This is a genomic window from Cytobacillus sp. FSL H8-0458 (assembly GCF_038002165.1).
Classification (GTDB): domain Bacteria; phylum Bacillota; class Bacilli; order Bacillales; family Cytobacillaceae; genus Cytobacillus.
Window position 1 is genome coordinate 2,127,912 of record NZ_JBBOBR010000001.1, and the last position, 21,858, is coordinate 2,149,769.

18 protein-coding genes, 1 pseudogene and 1 riboswitch are annotated in these 21,858 nt (G+C 40.8%); of the genes and pseudogenes, 3 read left to right on the forward strand and 16 right to left on the reverse strand.

The window, feature by feature from the left end; translation table 11 throughout:
• Positions 1 to 33: 33 nt before the first annotated feature.
• The 5 genes from NYE23_RS10395 to NYE23_RS10415 all read right to left on the reverse strand — a co-directional run bounded on the left by NYE23_RS10395 (position 34) and on the right by NYE23_RS10415 (position 7,022).
• Positions 34 to 3,168 (reverse strand): SMC family ATPase, encoded by a 3,135-nt coding sequence (locus NYE23_RS10395; protein ID WP_341077638.1) that lies wholly within the window; start codon positions 3,166 to 3,168, stop codon positions 34 to 36.
• Positions 3,165 to 4,310, reverse strand: a complete 1,146-nt coding sequence (locus tag NYE23_RS10400) for an exonuclease SbcCD subunit D (RefSeq protein WP_341077641.1) — start codon at positions 4,308 to 4,310, stop codon at positions 3,165 to 3,167. The genes NYE23_RS10395 and NYE23_RS10400 overlap by 4 nt, the downstream gene beginning before the upstream one ends.
• A 178-nt stretch (positions 4,311 to 4,488) precedes the next feature.
• Positions 4,489 to 5,772, reverse strand: coding sequence for a Na+/H+ antiporter NhaC family protein (locus NYE23_RS10405; protein ID WP_341077643.1), 1,284 nt, complete (start codon positions 5,770 to 5,772; stop codon positions 4,489 to 4,491).
• 86 nt (positions 5,773 to 5,858) lie between these two features.
• A riboswitch (SAM riboswitch) is annotated at positions 5,859 to 5,963 on the reverse strand.
• A gap of 157 nt (positions 5,964 to 6,120) precedes the next feature.
• The gene (locus tag NYE23_RS10410; RefSeq protein WP_341077645.1) at positions 6,121 to 6,705 is read right to left on the reverse strand and encodes a DUF421 domain-containing protein; all 585 of its coding nucleotides are present in this window, start codon (positions 6,703 to 6,705) and stop codon (positions 6,121 to 6,123) included.
• A gap of 116 nt (positions 6,706 to 6,821) precedes the next feature.
• Positions 6,822 to 7,022, reverse strand: coding sequence for a cold-shock protein (locus NYE23_RS10415; RefSeq protein ID WP_009334826.1), 201 nt, complete (start codon positions 7,020 to 7,022; stop codon positions 6,822 to 6,824).
• Between the two features lie 350 nt (positions 7,023 to 7,372).
• Between NYE23_RS10415 and NYE23_RS10420 the strand changes: the two genes are divergently transcribed.
• Entirely contained in the window at positions 7,373 to 7,642 is a 270-nt protein-coding gene (locus NYE23_RS10420) for a phage holin family protein (RefSeq protein ID WP_445662596.1), read from the forward strand.
• A 48-nt stretch (positions 7,643 to 7,690) separates the two neighbouring features.
• On the opposite strand, the gene NYE23_RS10425 is transcribed toward NYE23_RS10420, so the two are convergent.
• The 4 genes and pseudogenes from NYE23_RS10425 to NYE23_RS10440 all read right to left on the reverse strand — a co-directional run bounded on the left by NYE23_RS10425 (position 7,691) and on the right by NYE23_RS10440 (position 10,596).
• Complete coding sequence (locus tag NYE23_RS10425) at positions 7,691 to 8,017, reverse strand: hypothetical protein (protein ID WP_341077650.1); 327 nt, start codon at positions 8,015 to 8,017, stop codon at positions 7,691 to 7,693.
• Positions 8,018 to 8,145: 128 nt separating this feature from the next.
• Positions 8,146 to 8,901, reverse strand: a complete 756-nt coding sequence (locus NYE23_RS10430; RefSeq protein ID WP_341077652.1) for an SDR family oxidoreductase — start codon at positions 8,899 to 8,901, stop codon at positions 8,146 to 8,148.
• 347 nt (positions 8,902 to 9,248) lie between these two features.
• Positions 9,249 to 9,398, reverse strand: a pseudogene (rpmG, locus tag NYE23_RS10435) (50S ribosomal protein L33).
• A 1-nt stretch (position 9,399) separates the two neighbouring features.
• The gene (locus tag NYE23_RS10440) at positions 9,400 to 10,596 is read right to left on the reverse strand and encodes a GTP-binding protein (protein ID WP_341077654.1); all 1,197 of its coding nucleotides are present in this window, start codon (positions 10,594 to 10,596) and stop codon (positions 9,400 to 9,402) included.
• A 288-nt stretch (positions 10,597 to 10,884) separates the two neighbouring features.
• On the opposite strand from NYE23_RS10440, the gene NYE23_RS10445 reads away from it, so the two are divergent.
• On the forward strand, positions 10,885 to 11,877 hold the full coding sequence (locus NYE23_RS10445) for a permease (RefSeq protein ID WP_341077655.1): 993 nt from the start codon (positions 10,885 to 10,887) through the stop codon (positions 11,875 to 11,877).
• Positions 11,878 to 11,887: 10 nt separating this feature from the next.
• The gene (locus NYE23_RS10450; RefSeq protein WP_341077657.1) at positions 11,888 to 12,862 is read left to right on the forward strand and encodes a TIGR03943 family putative permease subunit; all 975 of its coding nucleotides are present in this window, start codon (positions 11,888 to 11,890) and stop codon (positions 12,860 to 12,862) included.
• Between the two features lie 33 nt (positions 12,863 to 12,895).
• Here the strand turns inward: NYE23_RS10450 and NYE23_RS10455 are convergent, their stop codons facing one another.
• From NYE23_RS10455 to NYE23_RS10485, 7 genes are all read right to left on the reverse strand, one after another.
• Positions 12,896 to 14,584, reverse strand: coding sequence for a methyl-accepting chemotaxis protein (locus NYE23_RS10455; protein ID WP_341077659.1), 1,689 nt, complete (start codon positions 14,582 to 14,584; stop codon positions 12,896 to 12,898).
• 374 nt (positions 14,585 to 14,958) lie between these two features.
• Positions 14,959 to 15,987 (reverse strand): VanW family protein, encoded by a 1,029-nt coding sequence (locus tag NYE23_RS10460; RefSeq protein ID WP_341077660.1) that lies wholly within the window; start codon positions 15,985 to 15,987, stop codon positions 14,959 to 14,961.
• Between the two features lie 169 nt (positions 15,988 to 16,156).
• Positions 16,157 to 17,653: a sodium/proline symporter gene (locus NYE23_RS10465; RefSeq protein WP_341077662.1), complete on the reverse strand. Its 1,497-nt coding sequence runs from the start codon at positions 17,651 to 17,653 to the stop codon at positions 16,157 to 16,159.
• Positions 17,650 to 17,775: a hypothetical protein gene (locus NYE23_RS10470; RefSeq protein ID WP_261391473.1), complete on the reverse strand. Its 126-nt coding sequence runs from the start codon at positions 17,773 to 17,775 to the stop codon at positions 17,650 to 17,652. Before NYE23_RS10470 ends, NYE23_RS10465 begins: the two co-directional genes overlap by 4 nt.
• A 23-nt stretch (positions 17,776 to 17,798) precedes the next feature.
• A complete protein-coding gene (locus NYE23_RS10475) occupies positions 17,799 to 18,590 on the reverse strand; it encodes an enoyl-CoA hydratase (RefSeq protein ID WP_341077664.1) in 792 nt (263 codons plus the stop codon).
• Positions 18,591 to 18,607: 17 nt separating this feature from the next.
• Positions 18,608 to 20,152, reverse strand: coding sequence for an AMP-binding protein (locus NYE23_RS10480; RefSeq protein ID WP_341077666.1), 1,545 nt, complete (start codon positions 20,150 to 20,152; stop codon positions 18,608 to 18,610).
• A gap of 251 nt (positions 20,153 to 20,403) precedes the next feature.
• Positions 20,404 to 21,771, reverse strand: a complete 1,368-nt coding sequence (locus NYE23_RS10485) for a sigma-54 interaction domain-containing protein (RefSeq protein WP_341077668.1) — start codon at positions 21,769 to 21,771, stop codon at positions 20,404 to 20,406.
• Positions 21,772 to 21,858: the final 87 nt, after the last annotated feature.

Genomic DNA, 21,858 nt, shown 5'->3' on the forward strand with positions numbered 1-21,858 from the left:
AGGATAGAAGGTCTATCCTTTTTCCTCTGAATCCTAATTTAAAAATTGAAACTGTGTGCGGCTTCCTGCCTGGCTTGCAGTTACTTCCAGACGCGCATCAATTCTTTCCTTCAGCTCAGGAACATGAGAGATGATGCCTACAAGCCTTCCGCTGCTTTGAATTTCGATCAATGCTTCTATGGCCTGATCCAATGATTCGGGATCAAGTGTCCCAAATCCTTCATCAATGAACATCGTCTCAAGAGAGACGCCTCCTGCATATTGCTGCACCACGTCTGCCAGACCAAGAGCAAGTGCAAGCGCGGCTTTAAAGCTTTCCCCGCCGGATAAAGTTTTAACATGCCTTTCCTGTCCAGTGTATTGATCAAACACAAGCAATTCCAGGCCGCTTTGTACGTTGCCCTTTGAACGGTCTGTTTTTCGAAGCAGCATATATCTCCCGCTGGTCATTTTCGATAAACGTCCGTTGGCTTCCCTCAGTATATCATCTAAAAATGCCGCCAGGACAAAACGTTCAAAAGTAATTCGATAAGTGTTCTGCCCTTTGGAAATTTCATATAAGTGTCCGATTACTTTATACCTTTCCTCAAGGGTCTTCATATTTTTATTTATTTCTTTGATTTTTTGCATAGTCTCTTCATTTTGCTTTTTCTTCATAAACAGATTTGTATATTGATCCTGCAGCTGTTTCAATTGATCATCTGTTTCTTGCAATAGTAGCTGCAAGGTTTCCAGGTCAGGTTTTTCAATCCCTTCCAAGAGCTGCTGCAGTTCAGCGTATCGATCATGGACAGAACGGACTTCTTCCCGATATTCCCTTACTTCAACTTCAAGCTGCCTGATTTGATCTTCTGATTTTTTGGCATCCCGATATTCTCCGTATACTTCAAAGCCCTGGTCCTTCATCCGCTCCACAAAATTCTGCCTTTCGGCTGCAAGCTTTTGCTCAATTTTAACAGCCTGCTTTTGAAGTGTCTCAAGTTTTGCCTGTTCTGCCATATGAACCGACTTTGCATCTTGATAATCCTGCTGGGAAGTTTCCAGCTGTCTTTGCATAGTTTCAAGTTTTTCAGCCGCAGTTTCCAAGCTTGACTGGAAAGCCTCAATAGACCGCAGGTTTTCAGGAATTGTGTCCGTCATCCTCGCTAAGTTGCTTTTCTTTTCCGCATGCATAATGGCAGCGTCATTTATTTGGCCTTGCAGCAGGTCAATTTCTGCAGCCAGAGATTCTTTCAGCTCCTGTGAATTTTCTAACTCTACAGTACAGTTTACCAGTCTTGAAGATTTCTTTTTCAGTGCTGCATCAAGTGTCAGCAAATCCTTTTTTTGATCGGCAAGTGTATTCTTCAGCACAAGCAAACTTTCAGGTTTAAAATCAAAACGGTGCTTCTGTATTTGGGCTGTTAGTTCCGCTAATCCACTTTCGCTGGAATTCATATGAGATCGGGCTTCATAAAATGCAGACTCTGCTTTCGCTTTCTCTGTTTCCATTTCAGCTGCCTGTTTTTTTGCTTCCTTCAGATCTTTTTCATCAGGAATATCTTGAGGAGAGACAGCCGGATTTGGATGGTGATCTGAGCCGCAGACTGGACATGCTTCTCCGTTTTGGAGCCTGTCAGCCAAAATTGACGCCTGTCCATGAAGCCATTTGCCTTCCAGTTCCTCTACAAGCAGTTTGGCATCAGTCAGCCTTGATGAAGTCTGCTCAAAATAACTTTTTTTCTTGCTGAAAGCATTCAGTGATAATTGATGCTCATTATGAAGCTCTTCATATCTATGAAGCCGTTCTATTTCATCTGTCAGTTTCTCCAGGTTTCGTTCATTCTCAATTTGTGCAAGCCTGCTCTTTTCAATATCCTGCTTTTCTTCAGCAAGTGTTTTTATTTGCAGATCAGCTTTTTGAATGGCTTCATCTTTCTGTCTTTTTTGAAGCCTGAGGTTTTCAAGATTTTTTTCAAGAGAACGGACAAGCTTTTCCACTTTTGCATAAGAGAGAATATCCTCTTTCATACTTTGCAGGTGATTAACCTGTTCGGCAGCTTGTTTTCTTTCTTCCTCGCGGTTCTTTTCAGACTCCCATTTATCTTGCTTTTCTTTTAGGAGAGATTCAAGAGTGCCTATATTTTTCTGAACTCCCTCAAAATCGGCGTGTGCTGCATCCAGATCTTTCTTGAGTTCATGACAGAGCTGCTCCTGCTGACTAAGCAGGGCAGCTTTCTGGGCAAGGGCAATGGCAATCTCCTTGCCAGTATATTTGCCCTTCAGCTCTTCCAGTTCTTCTTTCCTTTTCTTAAGTTCTTCTTTCGTCTTCAGCTGTTTAAGCACCATTTCAGCTTCATACAGTTTTTGCTGAAAATGATCTCTCTGTTCCTTCTTTTTTCTGCCTGCTTCTGTCAGCTCAGCAAGACCTTCTGCCATCTCCTTAATTTCCTCTGCAAGAAGCGGCAGGAGCAGGGTGTCATTAACATTTCCTGCTTCGAGGTAAGATTTCAGCTCCCCGCTGTATACAGGCTGCACATGATTAAAATACTGATCTCGCAATTTAATCTGTTCTTCTACCGTTCTTTTTAATTCAGTTGCATCTTCTTTAAGTTTTTCTTCGATGCGCTTGTATATTTGAGTATGAAATAGCCGCTGAAGAATGACTTCCTTATCCCTGCTTTCAGAAGTCAGGAGCTTTCGGAACTCTCCCTGGGGAATCATCAGAATTTGCCTGAACTGATTGCTGTCAATGATCATAATTTCTTTTATCTTTTCATCAACATCCCTGACATTTGAAGCCAGGAGCTTCTGTGCTCCATTTTCATCATATATATACAGTTCTGCTTTTGCACTCACAGTTGTTGTGCCATCGCCCCGCTCTTTCTTCTTTTCCTGCTGAGGAGATCTTGAAATGTGATACCTTTTATTTCTTAAAATGAATTCGAGGGAAACCTCGGTTAGTGTATTATTTTTGGCAAACTGGCTCCGAAGTTCGGGGCCATTCCGATCCTCTCCGCTTGCCTTTCCATAAATGGCATAGCTGATGCCGTCAAAAATTGTGGTTTTGCCTGAACCAGTCTTTCCGGAGATGACAAACATGGTCCGATTTCCAAGTTCGGTAAAATCAATGCTTTCACTGTCTGCATAGGGGCCGAACGCCTGCATCGTTAATTTTAATGGCTTCATTTAAGGGCCTCCTCCCTAAGCACTTTTTCGATCACATCGGTCATTACCTGCTGTTTATCATCTGTAAATTCAGAAGTGGTCATTTGTTCATAGAATTGTTTAAACAGGTCAAGCTCCGACTTTTTCTCTTCCTTCATCGATAGGAAGGAGCTTTTTTTCTTCATATCTGTAACGGCTATTCTTCTTTCCAGGTGAAGAACATTGGGGTAGACCTGTCTCAGCTTATTAATTGGATCAAGCAATGCGCCTTCATCAAAAAGGGTGATTTTCAGATAGTCATCAAGATTCTGTTTTTCATAGAATGCTGGATCCATCAATTCATCTAAATGCCCTTCGATTTCTCTCAAGTCTTTTTGGGGCTTCAGTGAACGGGTACGCAAATCAAATTCGCCATTTTCCTTCATTTCTATAATAGAAATCGATTTTTCCTGTTTGGCTTCTGAAAAAGAATATTTTAATAGGGAGCCAGAATACCGGATCTTGTCATGCTTTATGGCATCAGGACTATGCAAATGCCCAAGTGCTGTATAAGAGAAAGGATCAAAGCAGCTTGAATGGACACAGCCTGATCCGCCGACTGAAAGGGTCCTCTCAGAATCACTGGTAGCACCGCCCAGGACAAAAGCATGTCCGACAAGAACGTTCGGTTCATTTGGGTTCAGGTACTTTTCAACTCTGCCTACAATTGCCTTCATTGCATCATCATGGGAGTGTACACGGTCATCATCAAGCAAATGCCTGACCATTCCAGGTTCAGCATATGGAACCAGATAAAAGTTCACACCATTAATATGTATGGGTTTAAAATCATTTGCCAGTTTTCCAGACAAGTAGAACTTGCTTTGTTTATACCAGGAGCTCCCAAATGACAGCCTCTCTGCACTGTCATGGTTTCCTCCAATGGCAACCACAGGTGTATTAAGCTCTACATTTATTTTAAAAAGAATTTCATTCAGCAATTCTACAGCATCAGTCGGAGGTACGGACCGGTCATATAAGTCTCCTGCAATGACGACTGCATCCGGCTTTTCTTCCTCTACCACATCAATAAATTGATTCAAAAAATGACGCTGATCTTCGGTCATATATACACCATGGACCAGCTTGCCCAAATGCCAATCAGCTGTATGGATAAATTTCATATCTTACACCCTCTTTTCCTTGCCTGAGATTCTTTCTGCAATATTACCATTATACCAAATCAAAAAACGGCAGAGGCTCAGCAATATTTTACAGAACATTCGTTCTAATTATACCAGGAATTTTTTCTAAAACACAGCTTTGTTCAAAGAAAAAAGAGCCCAGCATAGGCTCTTTCACTTATTGCTTTTTTAGCTTAGGAAAGTTGATCAAAATGGCAATAATACCGCAAATGCCAATTAATATTGGATAAATGGAATATGCCATGATGCTCACCGGCGAAATGGCAGCGAGCCCTGAAGCAGCAAGCATCTGTGCCCCATATGGAATAGTCCCTTGTACAAAGCAGGCAAATATATCAAGTATACTTGCTGATTTACGCGGGTCTATCTCATATTGATCTGCAATTTTTTTTGCAAGGGGCCCTGCAATAATGATGGCAATTGTATTATTGGCTGTAGAGAGATTTGTCAGAGAGACAAGTGTCGCTATACCAAATTCAGCTCCCCTCCGGGTTTTTATTTTGCTTGTAGCCATGTGAAGCAAGTAATCTATTCCTCCATTAACCCGGATGATCTCCACAAATCCGCCAATGAGGATGGCAATAATCGCAAGGGTCTGCATGCCGGCCATTCCCTCAGCAATCATTTGCAGGAATGAAACAAACGTATAGCTGCCGTCAGCAATTCCAATCAGGCCTGCAAGAAGGGTTCCCCCGCTAAGCACAAGAATAACATTAATGCCAAACAAAGCTGCAGCCAATACGCCAAGATAAGGGACTACTTTTAATAAGCTGTAATCTCCGCTGGTCACCATGCTTTCCTGACCTGCTGTTATAATCCCAAGAATCACAGCAGTTAGAACTGCAGCAGGCAGTACGATTAAAAAATTTACACGGAATTTATCGGTCATTCTCGTTCCCTGAGTCCTGACCGCTGCAATCGTCGTATCAGAAATGACGGAAAGATTATCGCCAAACATTGCACCGCCTATTATTGCTGCCATGGCTAATGCTACTGAAATATCTGTCTCCGATGAAAGGGCTACACCAATTGGAGCGAGAGCGACAACTGTCCCCATTGATGTTCCCATCGATAATGAAATAAAGCATGCAATGATAAAAATTCCGACCATAAGCAGATTCTGCGGAATAATAGAGAGTGCAAGGTTCACCGTCGAATCAACTGCACCCATTCCTTTAGCCGTACCAGAAAAAGCACCTGCCAGGATAAAAATGATGGACATTAATAGAATATCAGGATGTCCGGCCCCTTTCGTGAATATCTCTACTTTTTCCATGAATGGCTTTTTTCTATTCATTGCCAGCGCAATTCCGGCTACAGCGGATACAATGACAATGATTGGAATGCTATTGAAATCTCCTGTTGCTATGCCACTGCCTATAAAAATTAGAAGGAAAGCAAAAAGCGGCAATAAAGCCCATGGATTACCCCTGTTTTTCATAAAAGTTCTCCTCTCCTAATGATTTTTCCAGTAAAATAAAAAGACCTCTTCAAGCAAGAAGAGATCTTGATCTATCAATTGTTCTCTTCTTATCTGCCAAGCAATTATGCTTGCTGGATTTGGCACAGCGCTCTATAGAGCCCGCTGCCGAGACATCTTCGGGCCAGTCCCTCCGTCTCTCTTGATAAGTAATGGTATTAAATTATTCTAAAATAACTCACGTTTGAAAATTATACAGGAAACTCGCTAAACTTCAAGTACTTTTTCTTAATGGATTTGGAATTTGAATAATACTTAAAGGGGGAAAGACGGAGATTGAAATATAAAAAGCCGCAATGCGGCTAAAAACTAGTGAAGATCTTTAAAATTAGGCGGGGAATGCCCCTTTTTCAGCTCCTGAAAAATATCATCTGTTGCTTGATGAGCAGGCTGAACGGGTGACTGTAAAATTATTTCTCCCATCAGCCTTTTAAATTCTCCAACTGTCAAAGGCTTTGCATTATCCATTAATTCATACCCAAGCTGTCCATTTGGCTCAAGTGTAGCCATCTTAACATCTGAAATTTTAGTAATACCGTTGGTTCTGAGCCTCATTTCCAGCTGATCTGCTGTAAAGCGCAATTTCCTCATATTTGCTGTTTTTAGTTTCCCATTCTCAATCACAATTTTGGATTTGCCTGTAATAAATTTTTCAATGAAATTGTATCTCACCTGCAAGTATTCCATTAAAATTAGTGATCCAACAAAAATTCCAGCAGCCACGATTGTCTTCCATACACTTGTCTCAATGATAGGCTGAATGATGATGGAACCTATAGAAATCATGACTACCGTTTGCGCCAGCGTCATTTGCGAAATAGACTTCCTGCCTGCTACACGTAAAAGCAAAACTCCTGCTAAAACCAGAATCACTGATTGCCAGGCGAAATTCATCTGGATACACCTTCCTTTTTCTAATAGGGTATGGAACTGATGGAGGAATATTCAAGTTAGCGTAAAATAAAACAGCCTGACCAAATGGCCAGGCTGTTTTTGTATGGGTATGTCGATTATAGTTTAGTTACGTTAGCCGCTTGAGGTCCGCGTGCACCTTCAACAACTTCAAAAGAAACTTCTTGGCCTTCTTCTAAAGATTTGAAACCTTCAGATTGGATAGCAGAGTAATGTACAAATACGTCGTTTCCGTCTTCACCTTCGATGAATCCGAAACCTTTTTCAGCATTGAACCATTTTACTTTACCGTTTTTCATGAAAAAAATCCTCCTATTGGCTAGAAAAAGCCATGTGTAAATTCACCATATACACGCTTATTACTTTACGTTCATTACTCATCCAGACCATTGCCTAACGGTTGAAAAAGCAGCTAGCAAAATATAACACGATGCATAACGGCTGATTCAAATTTAGCACTTATAGGATTGAATGTCAACTATTCTGCGCGTCATAAATAGTGTTTTATCAAACTATTCCGTCTTTTTTTGAGCTTAATAATTCCCGAGCCTATTAATGAAATATCTTCTATTTAATAGACAAGCAGACAAACAACTTATAAGGGGATTTCATAAACTATATAAAAACATTAATCAGGAGGTGAGTGTTTTTGAACCTACTGGATTTTTTAAATCAAAATTATTACATGCTTGTCCCGGCTTTATGGGTAATTGGGTATGCATTGAAACAGACACCAAAAGTTCCTGATTGGTCCATCGTATGGATTCTTGTAATCATTTCGGTTTCCGCAGGCAGCCTTGCATTTGGCTTTTCTTTTGAAGGGCTCCTTAACGGAATCGTTGCAGCAGGCGTGTCGGTGCTTGGACATCAAATGATGAAACAGACTATAGAAGGTGCATATCTCAATAAAAAGAAATAGATTAAATAAAAAGTTCATCCTATTGGGATGAACTTTTTATTTAATCTATTATTTTAAGCCGGCCAGGACTTTTTCGATATCTTCGGAGGTCATTTCCTGTGCTTTCCCAAAACTGTATACATGATTCGATGCCCAGTAATCATAAAGCCTGGCAGGATCATTTCGGTCATATACTTTATTGGCAAACGTGCTGAAGAAATAAACGATCAGGACATTCACGACATTTGGCGGCAGCTGTTTTCTGTTTGCAAGCGCGCCTAGAGCGATTTTTTCCAATCCTCTAATATTGCCGCCTGTTAAGTACTTAACCATTTCCAACGGGGAAGCAGTTTCACACTTTTGCACAAATTCAGGGTCATTTAATAAATTCAACATATAGTTCTCTCCCCCTATAACTTCTTATTATACACATCTGAAGGAGATCAATAAACCCTTTTGGGTATTTGTATCGAAAATGATATAAATAGCTATGATTTGTTAAGTAAATGTCACCTGCTTTTGTGTTAACCGCGAAGGAACCCGCCCTCGGAATGAATCACCTGTCCTGTTATCCACCTTGAATCTTCACCTGCCAGGAATGCTGCCAGATTGGCTGCATCTTCAGGCTGGCCGATTCTGCCCGCTGGAAACTTAGGCAAAAGGTGATTTCTTATCTCTTCATTCATCCATGTAGAGTCAGTGGGTCCAGGGTTAATCGCATTTACTGTTATTCCTAAATGAGCAATTTCTGTTGAAAGCGACCTGGTAAATGCCGTTATGGCTGCTTTGGTAGAAGCATAAGCCAATTCACCGGGCATTTGGCCAAGCTCTTGGCCGGAAGTCAAATTAATAATTCGCCCGTAAGGCAAATTCCATTCTGAAAATCTTTTGGCGAATTCTGTGCAAAGAAGAAATACGGCCCTCATATTAACAGCATAGTGTGCATCCAATGTTTTTGCATCAAACTCCAGATATCCATCTCTGGTTGAATGAGCTGCATTATTAACAAGTATCATCGGCTTTCCGACTGTCAAAGCAGCAGATTTAAGCACCTTTTCTGCTGATTGAACTTCCGATAAGTCTGCTTCAAAACCTATACATTCAACCCCAATTTCCGATATCTCCTTGCTGAATACTTTTTCCCAATGGGGCTCTGCATCCCAATAAGTAAAAAATATATTAAAATTCTGGCTGGCTAATTTTCGGCAAATAGCTGCACCGATACCCTTATGGCTGCTGACACCTGTAACTATTGCGGTTTTATTTTGCTTTATGATCATTCAGCGTTCCCTCCATTTAGGGCCTGCCGGGACTGGCATGGAGATTAGATTCCAATAAAAATGCAGATACACAACAAGGTATCTGCGAATCTATGGTTTGAAATTCCACAGCAAGCATTCCTTGTTACAATCATTTTCTAAAATAGACAAACCTCTCCTCAAAATATCAGGTAGATGTTTTTTTATTTAAAATGATCACAAGTTAAGCCACATATTGAATTTCAATTCCCCTTCCGTAAATCTCCTGGTTTGAGCATATCTGCAAGATCAGGAAAAAGCAACAAAATTTTTCAGATTGCTCTGTTAGTTTATGTCGGAGCTCATTCAGATATTAGAGGGAATGATTATTATTTTGTTTCCCTATGCAGAGTGTGCTTTTTTAGCTTTGGAGAGTATTTCATTCATTCAATTCTTTCAGGATTATTTCTTTTATTTTTGGTTGTTATATAGTTGCGATCCCCTGATTCAGTGCATGCAAAAGTGATTTTCACTCTCATTTTATTTCTCCATCATATTAGTATGAAAAGCTGGCAGCCGGTCAGCAAGCCTGCCCCAATCTGAATTCATTTCTTTATCGGTTAGTAAACAGCCATCCAGACTTGATTCGATCTCATCTTGCTTCATACCCAGGCCAATAAATACGAGCTCTGTCATCCTGTCTCCATAATCTTTATCCCATCTATCAAGCAGTTCTGGTTCATCTTTTAAAATTTGGTTTCTCTCCATTTCTGGAAGTGCTGCGATCCATTTCCCTGCCCCTTGCAGTGTTATAGATGGACCGGCCTGAGACAGGAGACCTGCTATGTCATTTCGTGAAGCCAGCCAAAAAAACCCTTTGGCTCTCACAATATCTGCAGGAAAATCTTTAAGCCATCGCATAAATCTTTCTGGATGGAAAGGCTTTTTTCTTCTATAGACAAATGATGAAATTCCATATTCTTCAGTTTCCGGAGTATGCTCCTCATTCAGTTCCTTAATCCATCCTGCTCCCTGGCTTGCCTTTTCAAAATCAAAAAGACCTGTATTAAGTATTTCTTTTAATTGAACCTCTGAATTTACAGCTTTAATTATTTTTGCATCTGGATTTAACTTTTCTAATACAGCCTCAAGTTCATCAGCACTTTCTGAATCAATCAGATCCAGTTTGTTCAGCACCACGACATTTGCGAATTCAACCTGGTCAATTAATAAGTCAGCAACTTCGCGCGCATCGTTTTCATCGGTCCCCTGTTTGCGGTCCAGCAGAGTTTCTCCGGATGCAAAGTCATGCCAAAAACGATTCGCGTCTACAACTGTAACCATGGTGTCAAGCGTGCACCTTTTTGAAAGGTTAATTCCCAAACCTTCATCCATATAGCTAAAAGTCTGGGCAACTGGAATAGGTTCTGAGATACCCGAGGATTCGATCAAGATGTATTCTATATTCCCTTCGTTAACCATTCTTTCCACTTCTATCATTAAGTCTTCTCTCAGAGTACAGCAGATGCAGCCATTTTGAAGCTCTACCAGTTTTTCATCGGACCTGGAAAAACTTCTTTTTTTTACCATGGATGCATCAATATTGACTTCACTCATATCATTTACAATCACTGCCATTTTCTTATTGCCTCGATTATTTAAAATGTGGTTCAGCAATGTGGTCTTTCCTGAACCTAAATAGCCGCTCAGTACAGTGACGGGTATCTTCTTTGTCATGGACTTTCTCCTTTTTGAATATAAATAGTATTCATTACGATTTATAGTCGATTATTGTCCTCTCCCTCTGATAAAATCAAGTGTTACCTAGAGAATTTCAGGTAAATCGTAATTGTTTCGATTTAAATCATATTAAAATTTTCATGTGATTGCAAGGATAAACTTTTTATCCTTTTATCCTCCAATTCTCCTATCCTTTCAAAATGCTCATAATCCCATTTACAATATCATAAACTTAATATAGAGTATAAAACGAAATCATTACGATTTTAAATACAGGAGGATACTATGAACCGAGTTTTTCGCAGCCATATCATTGATATAACGGGCATTATGTTGATAGCCATTCTGGTATATTTAATATCTTTCAGCTCTGGATTAGGTTTATCTTTTGATATTCCGCCTTCCCTGTTAAATCTGAATGTAATCTTTATCAGCATTCTAATAGAAGCATTGCCTTTTGTGCTGATAGGTGTGCTGATTGCAGGGTTTATCCAAATTTTCATTACAGAAGACCATATAAAAAGATGGATTCCGAAAAATAGAACGGCTGCTGTAGTGATGAGCTGTGTGGCTGGCGCACTTTTTCCAGCGTGCGAATGCGGAATTGTTCCTATCATCCGCCGGCTTATATCTAAGGGGGTACCAGTTTATGCGGCGATTGGTTTTATGCTGACTGGGCCCTTGATTAATCCCATCGTCATTGCTTCTACATACATGGCTTTTGGAAATGATTTTGAAATGGCTGGCTTACGAATGGGACTGGGATTTCTAATTGCCATTATCGTTGCCTTTAGCGTGAGCATCTTCTTTAAGTCGGGGGAATTGAAGAAAAATCTTCATTTACCCCACAGCAGCGAAAACCACCGTTCTTTCCTGGATCGGATTTGGTCGATGCTGACCCACTCGATTGATGAGTTTTTTGACATGGCCAAATATTTGATTATCGGCGCTTTATTAGCTTCCATTGTACAAGTCTATATGCCGGCAAAAACACTTCTGCAAAATGCTGATAATCCGATAGTATCTTTGATGATCATGATGGGATTTGCTTATGTTTTGTCACTATGCTCAGAGGCCGACGCTTTTATTGGTGCCTCATTCAGCAGCATATTTCCTAAGTCTTCCATACTGGGATTCCTGATCTTCGGGCCAATGATCGATTTTAAAAATACAATTATGATGCTTAGTGTGTTTCGGATGAAGTTTGTTCTTGGGGTATTAGTGCTGACTGCTTCCGTTGTCTTTTTCACGCTGCTTCTTGTACAGAATTTCATTTAGGAGGATTGCTATGAAAATCCATTTTCAGCAGGCGTTAAGGGCGCTGATTCTTCTGGCTTTTTGCGGACTGATTTTTCAGCTTCATAATACAGGAGACATAACCAAGTATATTAATCCGAAATATGTCCGCTTAAGTCAATCCGCTTCCATACTGTTTTTATTTTTATTTTTTATTCAGATTACCAGAATATGGACTTCCAAAAAAGAAGAAGTTGTTCACGAACACCATCACGGTCAGAACTGCTGCCACCATGATGATCATTCTTGTTCTCATCACCATGATCATGGAGATACACCGTTTACAGTGAAAAAGCTGCTGTCTTATTCCATAATACTATTTCCGTTATTAACAGGGTTCTTCTTGCCTGCAAAGACGCTGGATGCTTCGATTGCTGAAAAAAAAGGCGGGCTGGCCATACTTGGAAATCAAAAACAAGAAATGAGTTCATCGGAAATCTCTGATGAATCAGACATTAACCTTGAAGATTATTCTTTTGAAGAAGATCCTGCAGAAGCAGAGGAGCTGGAGCATGATCTATCTGTAAATGAAGAAGCAGAGGAAATATCCAATGAGGAGTTTGAGCAATTAAAAAAGGAACTTTATTCAGCTCCTGCTATTAAGATGGATGATAAAGTTTTTAGCTTGTATTATGAGGAAATCAGTATGGATATTGAAAAATTCATTGGCAGGGAAATTGAATTTCAGGGATTTATATATAAAGAAGAGGGGCTGGATTCCAATCAGCTTGTCATTTCGAGATTTTTGATTACCCATTGTGTGGCAGATGCCAGTATGATTGGCTTTCTATCAGAGATGGAGGAAGCTCCGGAACTCTATGATAATATGTGGGTCAAAGTTAGCGGAGTCATAGATAAGGCATCCTATAATGGGACTGAACTGCCGGTGATTAAAATTAAGGAATGGAAAGAAATTGAGGAGCCGTTTATTCCATATCTGTATCCGTTAACCATTAAAATCTTATAGTACAAATCTATAAAGGGACTCAGCCGAGCCCCTTTATAATTTAAATCTCGAAACAACTTCCTGCAATTCTTCAGAAAGTTTTGCAAGAGACCTGGCTGATGAAGATACCTCTTCCATGGTAGCGAGCTGCTCTTCTGTTGCGGCTGAAGTTTCCTGTGAAGCTGCTGCATTTTTTTCGGAAATTCCCTGCACATTTGACATGACCTCAATAATCTGGGTGGTTAAGGCCGTCAGTTCTTCCACTGAGGATGAGACTTCTTCAACTTTGTATGTTACATCACCCATTGAATGGGCGATCTCAGCAAAAGCTGCACTTGCTTCCATTGTATCTTCTAGCCCCTCCCTTACCTGTACATTTCCTTTTTCCATTGCCAGAACGGCCTGCTTTGTTTCTTCCTGAACAAGCCCTATCATTTGCTGAATCTGAATGGCAGATTGCTTGGAACCCTCTGCCAGTTTACGGACCTCGTCAGCGACAACCGAAAAGCCTCTGCCATGCTCACCTGCCCTTGCAGCTTCTATGGCTGCATTGAGTGCAAGCAAATTTGTCTGTTCTGCTATATTCGTGATCAATTCCACGATATTGCTGATTTCTTTTGATCTTGCTTCGAGTGTATAAATATGCTGAGCAGCACTGCCTACTGAAGTATTTATTTCATTCATTTGCCTTACAACATTATCGACTGAATTAGTGCCTTGTTTAGTTAAAATATCAGCCTTTTCCGCTGCTTCAAGCATCAGCTCGCTGCTTAAAGAAATCTGCTGCATTCCTGAAGAAATCTCCTCCATTGAAGAAGATACCTCTCTGAAACGGTGAAGCTGCTGTTCAGTGCCAAGAGCATTTTTCTGCGAAATAGCTGATACCTGTTCGGAAGCCAAGGAACTTTCTTCTGCACTTGCCGCCATCTGCTCACTGCTTGATGCAACTTGTTCTGATGTGCTTCTTACCTGGCTGACTACAGACCTCAAGTCCTGGACCATCTTATTTAATGATAAAATAAACGCTCCTATTTCATCCCGGTTTTTTACTTTAATAGAGGTCTGACTTAAATCTCCTCCTGCCACCTTGTCTATCGCTGCTGCAGCCAGATTAATCGGCCCGGATATCATTCTGCTTATAAAATATGCGATCAGCATGGCAGCAATAACGGCTGTAATCGTAATAATTAAAGTAATCGTCTGAGAGAATTTAACACCTGAGACAGTTTCATTTATCCCGGCATCTAATTGGGATTCATAAAATTTTACAAGTTCATCCGCTTTTTTGTTAAAATCCTGGCTGACCTGTTTATCCGAGGTTTCAACTAATGACATATAAGCATTATTTTCCTCAAGCTTAAACTTAATTTCTTTGTCAATAATGCTCTGGTAGCGATTATGAAGCACTTCCAGCTCTTTCGCCAATTCCTTCTCCTTCTTATTGCCGGCTAATTCATTCAGTTTATTGATATGATGCTCCATCCTCTTGCGGGAACTTTCATAGTCACTTAGATATGTAGAGTCGCCTGTCAGGAGATAGCCGCGGATCCCCCCTGCTTCATTCATAAGCTCTGCCTTCAGAGTTTTTACAAGCATCACTTCAGAGACATTATCATCTATTAAACTTTGATAATTTCTGTTAACATTACCGAGTTCATAATTTGATAAACCGGCGACAAGACCAAATAATAAAAGGACAGACAAAAACCCGAGGAACAGTTTTTTTGCCACAGATAATTTCATGACATTCCCTCATTTCCAGATAGGATAGGATAGGATATAATACTTATAATTTAACATGATCCCAGCTGGTAAGTCAGGTACTTTTTACCTATAATTTCATTTATTTACAGATTATTCTCCCCTTTTCGCAATTATTTGTATAAAAAACAAAGAAAATGCCGCTAATCCGGCTGGCAGATTAGCGGCCACTATGCAGACCAAAGATCCTTAGGGAGGAGATCTTCTATATCATTGTATTAAAAGTGACTGAAAAGGTGTGGACAAACCCCTCCGCTATTTGCTTATTTTTCGGTAAATTATTCTGCGCTGTATAAAGTGTGTTAAAACCAGTTCAAGCACCTAAACCGAAAACATGGCATAGGAGCCTGATGCAGTTAAACTGCTTTCTTCAGCATTCCCTCATATTTTTTTGCGGTTCTGATTTCAATTGTTAAGACACCATTTCCGAAGTTTGCTTTTACAAGAAGCGGGACGCCGGTTGTGTTTTCAAATCTGAAGTCTTTGCCTCCATAGGAAACGGTTGCGTCTCTGCCCTTTGGGACATATCCCACCGTTACAGAATGGTGGTGTTTTTCTACATAACTGACTCCGACCTTATCAACAGCATTGTAAAGAGTGGAGGATGTTTGGCAAATACCGCCCCCAATGCCCATTACGAGCTTGCCATTAATGGCTTCTTCTGCAGGCTGATATCCATGCGCTTCATCACTGGGCCCCACTGTTGTATTAAAAGAAAAATGATCTCCCGCACCAAGAATGATATTATTGATGGCTTCTGCTGAGAGTTCAATGTTTTTTGTCCTGCCTGCCACGCCGCTGTTGAAATTGGTTGTATAAGACGCAACGATCACTTCGCCTAAATGGGGTACATCTGCAGGATCATAACCGCTTTCTGAAACATAAAGGGGCATCTCAACATCTCCGCCGCTTACAGAAGCAGCAAAAATCTTATCCACTAATTCTCTTTCTTCAAGAATAATTTCAGGCTGCCCTTTAATGATATTGCCATCGGGACCAATTTTGTCAAGGGTCATCCTTTGGTCATAGCCTTTTATTGTATCCGTTCCGCGCGCTATTTCCTTGGCCCATTGGGCGAGATCTGCTTTATATTTTTCATCATCCTTTCCAAATCCCATTTCAGCAGGGAGGAAGGTCTTTAGCACTGCTTTTGTATCAGGATCGATGACATTAACCGCAACCGGCTTTATTTCTTCCTTCTTTTTTTCCTCTTGAGCCTGCTCCTCTGCCTTTGCCTCCTCTTTTGCCTTTTCTTCTTCTTTAGCCTTCTCTTCCGCAGCCTTTTTCTCCTGCTCATTATCGCCGGCAGCTTTTCCTGAACACCCGGCTAATCCTATGAAACAGACAATCAACAATAGTGCTTTTCCCCATTTTCGCTTAGTCATTTTTCCCCCAGCTTTTATAAATATTAGCTTCCTTTCTCTATTTAGGAAGCTGTTTCCATTTTCTAATTGTATTCCCCGGCGAAGTAAGGTATTCCTGCCATTCTGCAAGTTAAGTTGTACCTTTTTACCTATTTAAAAAACGCCTGCGAATTGCAGACGTTTTCTTAAGCTATGAAAAATTAGCTGCAGCAGGATCGGTTTTAGCAGCCTGACTGGGCTTATCTTCAAATATCGGGCTGGATGCCGGTTTTGTGATGAGGGAGATTCCAACTAATGATAAGGTTGAGATAATCATAGCAATAGCACCTGTATCAAGTGCAGGAACATAAATCCCTTTTACTTTCAGAATGTAAAGACCAAGGCTGGAGATGAAACCTAATGCAGATGAACAAATAGCAGCAGTCTTTGTGGCGCGCTTCCACAAAAGTCCAATGCTTAATACAGGCAGCAATGAAGCCGAAAAAATTCCCCATGATGCATTGCCAAGCCAGCCAACGAGGTCAGGCGGATTTAGTGAGAGCAGGAATGTAACAGCAATGATAATAAGAGTAAACCATCTGGATAGGGCCAATTCCTTTTTCTCCGGTAATTTTTCACCTTTCTTAATAATCTGCTGGTAAATATCTCTTACAATCGATGAGCTTGCGACAAGAAGAAATGCTTCGCTGGTTGACATGATCGCTGCCATTACAGCGGCAAATATGATCCCAGCGACAACAGGCGGGAAAAAGTTTTCGATAAACATTGGTGCCACCATATCAGGAGTTGCCGGTGCTGCCATTTCCCCGCGGTTTACCATTACGCGCGTATATAATCCTACAAACCATAATAAAGCCGTTAACGCGTAAGTGGACGCAGCTATAATACAAGCCCACTTAAGCATGGAAATTTTTCTGATCATATAAAATTTGGTTACAACATGCGGCTGCCCCTGATGTCCAATTACATAAATGAAGAAATAAGAAATAAAAGCAAAAATTCCGATTGGGCCTGTAGTATGGAAGGCCTGAACCATGTCAGGATTAATAGCTGTCAGTTCAGCATTCATTTGGGACATGCCTCCAACCATTCTCATACCGCCTATGAAAACAATTAAAGCGCCAACAATCATGACAATCATTTGAATAAAGTCTGTCCAGACGGCACTGATCATCCCGCCGCCAACAACATAGACCGTTAATATGGCCACTCCTATAAATAAAGCAAGCTTATAATCAACCCCCAAGACAGTTTCAAGCATATTGCCCAATGCTTTATATTGAGCCATCTGATAGCCTATTGCCCCTCCCAGAATAGCAAGTGCAGTTATGGCCCGCACTGTTTTGCTGTTATAGCGGATTTCCAATAAATCCGGAATGGTCAGAGCGCCAAATTTTTGTGTAATTCTCCTCATCGGCTTAGCCAATACCAAAAAGCTTACAAAAATCCCGGCAGTGGCAAAAATACCGATCATAAAAATGGCATAGCCATGCTCATACACAAGCCCGGTCAATCCAATAAAACCGTATCCGGACATGGTTGTGGAAGAGACAGCCAGGGCGACAAGCCACGGGCCAAATCTCCGGCCCCCGGTATAGAAGGTGTCCATGTCTTTCTGATGCTTCATCGATAATAACCCTATAACAAGGATCACAAGCAGATAGATAATTCCGATTGCCAAAATCATAAAGCATCATCCTCTTCCTCTTTATTTTTAAATGCCAATAATCCCCATAATCCAGCGGCGGCCAATGACAGAGGCCAAAAAACAAATAACATAAAAGTCATTAATGGCGATAATCCAAACATTTTTATTCCTCCTAATCTTTAAATTATTGATCAGTAAATTTAGGGTCTCTTTTTTGTATAAAAGCCCCGACCCCTTCCTTAATATCCTCGGTCTGAAAAACTTGGCCAAAATATTCAGCCTCGGTGATGAGTCCGTTTTCAAGCCTTTGCTCATAACCTTTATCTATCGACCTCTTGGCAAAAGCCAGGGCGGGAAGTGAATGATTGCTGATAGATTCTGCCAGATCCAAGGCTGTTTCAAGCGACTTTCCTTTAGGGGCAATCCGGTTAATTAAGCCTATCCGCCAGGCCTCCTCTGCAGACAGTGGCTCACCGGTGAAAATCATTTCTTTTGCTTTTGATTTACCAATAAGACGTGATAGCCGCTGAGTTCCTCCCGCACCTGGAAATAAGCCAAGCTTGATTTCAGGCATCCCGATTTTTATGTGCTCCTCTGCTATCCTGATATCACAGCTTAAAGCCAATTCACAGCCGCCTCCCAGAGCAAACCCATTAATGGCAGCTATCGTGGGTTGCGGCAGCCTTTCCAGTTTATTTAAAGGTTTCTGAAGCCAGAGAGACTTTTCCTTTGCCAGTTCAATCCCTTTTCCCATCCAATCAGGAAAACCCTTTATATCGCCACCTGCGACAAAAGCCCTTTCTCCGGCCCCCGTTACGATAACAGCTTTGATATTGGAATCGCTTTCAATTTCATCCGCAGCAATTGATAAAAGCTCAATGACTTCCTCACTTAGAACATTCAGTGGTGGATTATCGATTATAATAATGGCAATTTTGCGTTGAATGGACCAGGAAACAGCTTTTGTTTTTTCCAATTTCATTCCTCCTCATATCAGCTATATTGTTCTCTTAGCATGAACTTCTGGACCTTACCGGAAGGTGTGCGGGGCAGCTCTTCTGTAAAGATAATTTTTCTTGGTTTTTTATAGCTTGCAAGATACTTTTGGCAATGTTCGATGACTTCTTCTTCTGTAAACGTGCTGCCTTCCTTTTTGACTATGACTGCACATACAGCTTCAATATATTTCGGATCAGGAACACCGATAATGGATACTTCCTTCACACCTTCAAGGCGATATAAGACATCTTCAATTTCAGCAGCATACACATTTTCTCCGCCGCTCCGAATCATATCTTTTTTTCGTCCGGCAATGGATAAATATCCTTCTTCATCCAGCACCCCTAAATCTCCTGTCCTGCACCATCCGCCTGTGAAGGTTTCTTTGGTGGCTCTCGGTTTTCGCCAATACCCGGCTGACACGGCGGGACTTTTAATCGCAATTTCCCCGATTTCCCCTGGTGGAAGGGGCACTCTGTTCTGGTCAATAATTTGAATTTCAGTCAATGGCAATGGCTTTCCAACCGTTTTCCCCTTTTTCAAAGCATCCTCGGAATCGAGACAGGCAGCAATGGGAGTTCCTTCTGTAAGTCCATAAACCTGAACAATGCCTATATGAGGGAAATTCTCTTTTAATTTTTCAAGTGCCCAAGGCATTAACGGGTCTCCGCCTGTATAAATTGTTTTTAGATTTATAAATTTGTAATCCCCAAGATTAGCAAGATTGAGCATTTCATAAATCATAAAAGGGAAAAGGAAACAATCCGTTACGTCTTCCTTTTCTATCACTGATAAGATTCTGGTTATTTCAAAACCTTTGCTCTCAGTTATAATCACCGTTCCCCCCATCATTAAAATGGGAAGCGCAATATCTTCCATTGCTCCTACATGATAGAGCGGGCCGGTAGTCATTCCGATTTCCTTTCCTTTAAAGTTCCACTTAAGAGCCTGCATAACTGAGAACCAAAAAGTGGTTTCGTGAGTCCAGATGGCCCCTTTCGGTCTGCCGGTCGTACCGGACGTATACATTAACATTACGGGATCGCTGAGGCGAATGGAGTCTGTACTGATTTCACCTTCGCCGCCATTCTCCAGCAGACTCCAGCTTTGAGCCCATACCGGTATTGGCTCAGTCCTGCCCGCAAGGCAAATATACCTTTCCACTCCTGTATTTTTGCGAATAGCTTCAATCCTGGGAGTAAGCTCCGAGTGAAAGCATAAAATTTTTGTACCGGAATCATTTAGGGCATACTCAAATTCGCTGCTGGTCAGACGGAAGTTCAGACGGACAGCGATAGCTCCAATTTTTGCAGCTGCAAAATACAACGCGAAATACTCAAGACAGTTATAGAGCAGAATCCCTATCCTATCGCCTTTTTGGACACCAAGATCTTTAAGCTTGTTTGCATAAGAGTTTGAAGTTCGGTGAAGGCATTCATAACTCCATTCTTTGCCGGATTCTTCTTTAATAGCCACTTTGGCAGGATTTTCACGATTAAAATCAAGTGCCATTTTCCTTGTAAAATATCCGAGATCCAAGAAATCCTCCTCCTTTAGTTATGTAAGCGTATACATATCTTTCAAAATAGTTTTCTGTTAAGTACATAATGCAAGTTTTGTGCCACATTGGAATTTCAATGGATAAGCCATTCCCGCCAGATTCATGACAATATTTTTCCGACTTTTCAGAAATATTACTGCATATACATGTCCTCAAATATTAAAACTTAAATGAAAAACGCAAAAATCCGGGATTTCGGATTGGATTCCGAGTTCCCGGATTTTTGGCATTAAAAAGAAAGATTATATTTTTTTATTTTATCGTAAATAGTAGAATTGCCAATTCCCAATGATTCAGCAGCTTTATTTTTGTCATACCTGTACCTTTTTAGAGCGGCTTCGATTGCATTCTTTTCGGTTTCTTCCAATAATACTTTTAGATTTTTTACTTCTGCTTTCTTTTTCCCTCCTTTTAGATAATCAGGAAGTTCCTCAACACCAATCAATTCACTGTCAGTTAAGTGGACACTGGCTTCCAGAACGTTCTCTAATTCCCGGATATTTCCCGGCCAGTCATATTGTCTAATCAGAGCGGCTGCCTCAGGACTTGTTCCAGTCACCCTTTTGCCTATACGCTTAGTCGCTTTCCTCAAAAAGTGTCCGGTCAGGAGAGGCAAATCAGATCTTCTGGACCTTAAAGGCGGTATAAATAATTGAACCGCATTAATTCTGTAGAACAAATCTTCGCGGAATAAATGGTCATTGATCATTTTTTCAAGCGGACGATTTGTAGCAGCAATCACTCTTACATTCACTTTTTTAGGCTGGAGAGCCCCTATAGGCTCGAATTCTCTTTCCTGAAGAACCCTCAATAGTTTCACCTGCATATGCATTGGCATGTCCCCTACTTCATCAAGAAAAATAGTTCCTCCATCAGCCAAATGAAATTTCCCTATTTTTCCGCCTTTTCTTGCACCCGTAAATGCGCCATCTTCATATCCGAACAGTTCAGATTCCAATAAATGTTCAGGTATGGAGCCGCAGTTTACTTTAACAAACGGTTTGTCACTTCTTTCACTCAGCTGATGAATGCTTTGGGCTATGATTTCTTTACCTGTACCGCTCTCACCTCTCAAAAGGACGGAAATATCCCCCCTTGCAATACGCATGACTCTATCTTTCAGATCTTTAATCTCAGGTGTTTCCCCGATTAGATCATGAAGGGAATATCTTAACCCATTCGATTCATTCCACTCGCTTCGATAATAGTTGAGCTCAGATAATACCCCTTTAATGTGACTGTTCAATTTCTTCCATTCATCCAAATCACGAAAAATAATCGTACCGACTGCTCCGACAATTTTATTATTTTCTATAATCGGAATGCGATTGGCGATGACAAAATCGCCTTGCAGAAATTGCAAATCAGCAAAATCCTGTTTGCCAGTTTGTGCAACAAGGTGCATTTTGGTATTTTCAATAACATCAGTTGCATGTTTTCCAATAACATCGCCTCTATTAACTTCCAGAAAATCACAATAGTTATTGCTCATATATTGTATGATCCCATCTGCGTCAACAATCACTATGCCATAATATGTACTTTCAAAAATCAAATCCAGCAATTGATTATTGATGAAAAGCGCCGTATTGTTCATAGTACCCCCCTTATTCAACTGGACTATTTAGGGATATTTTAGCATATTGGCAAAAAATCTTGCTGAAAATTCCAAAAAATTAGATAA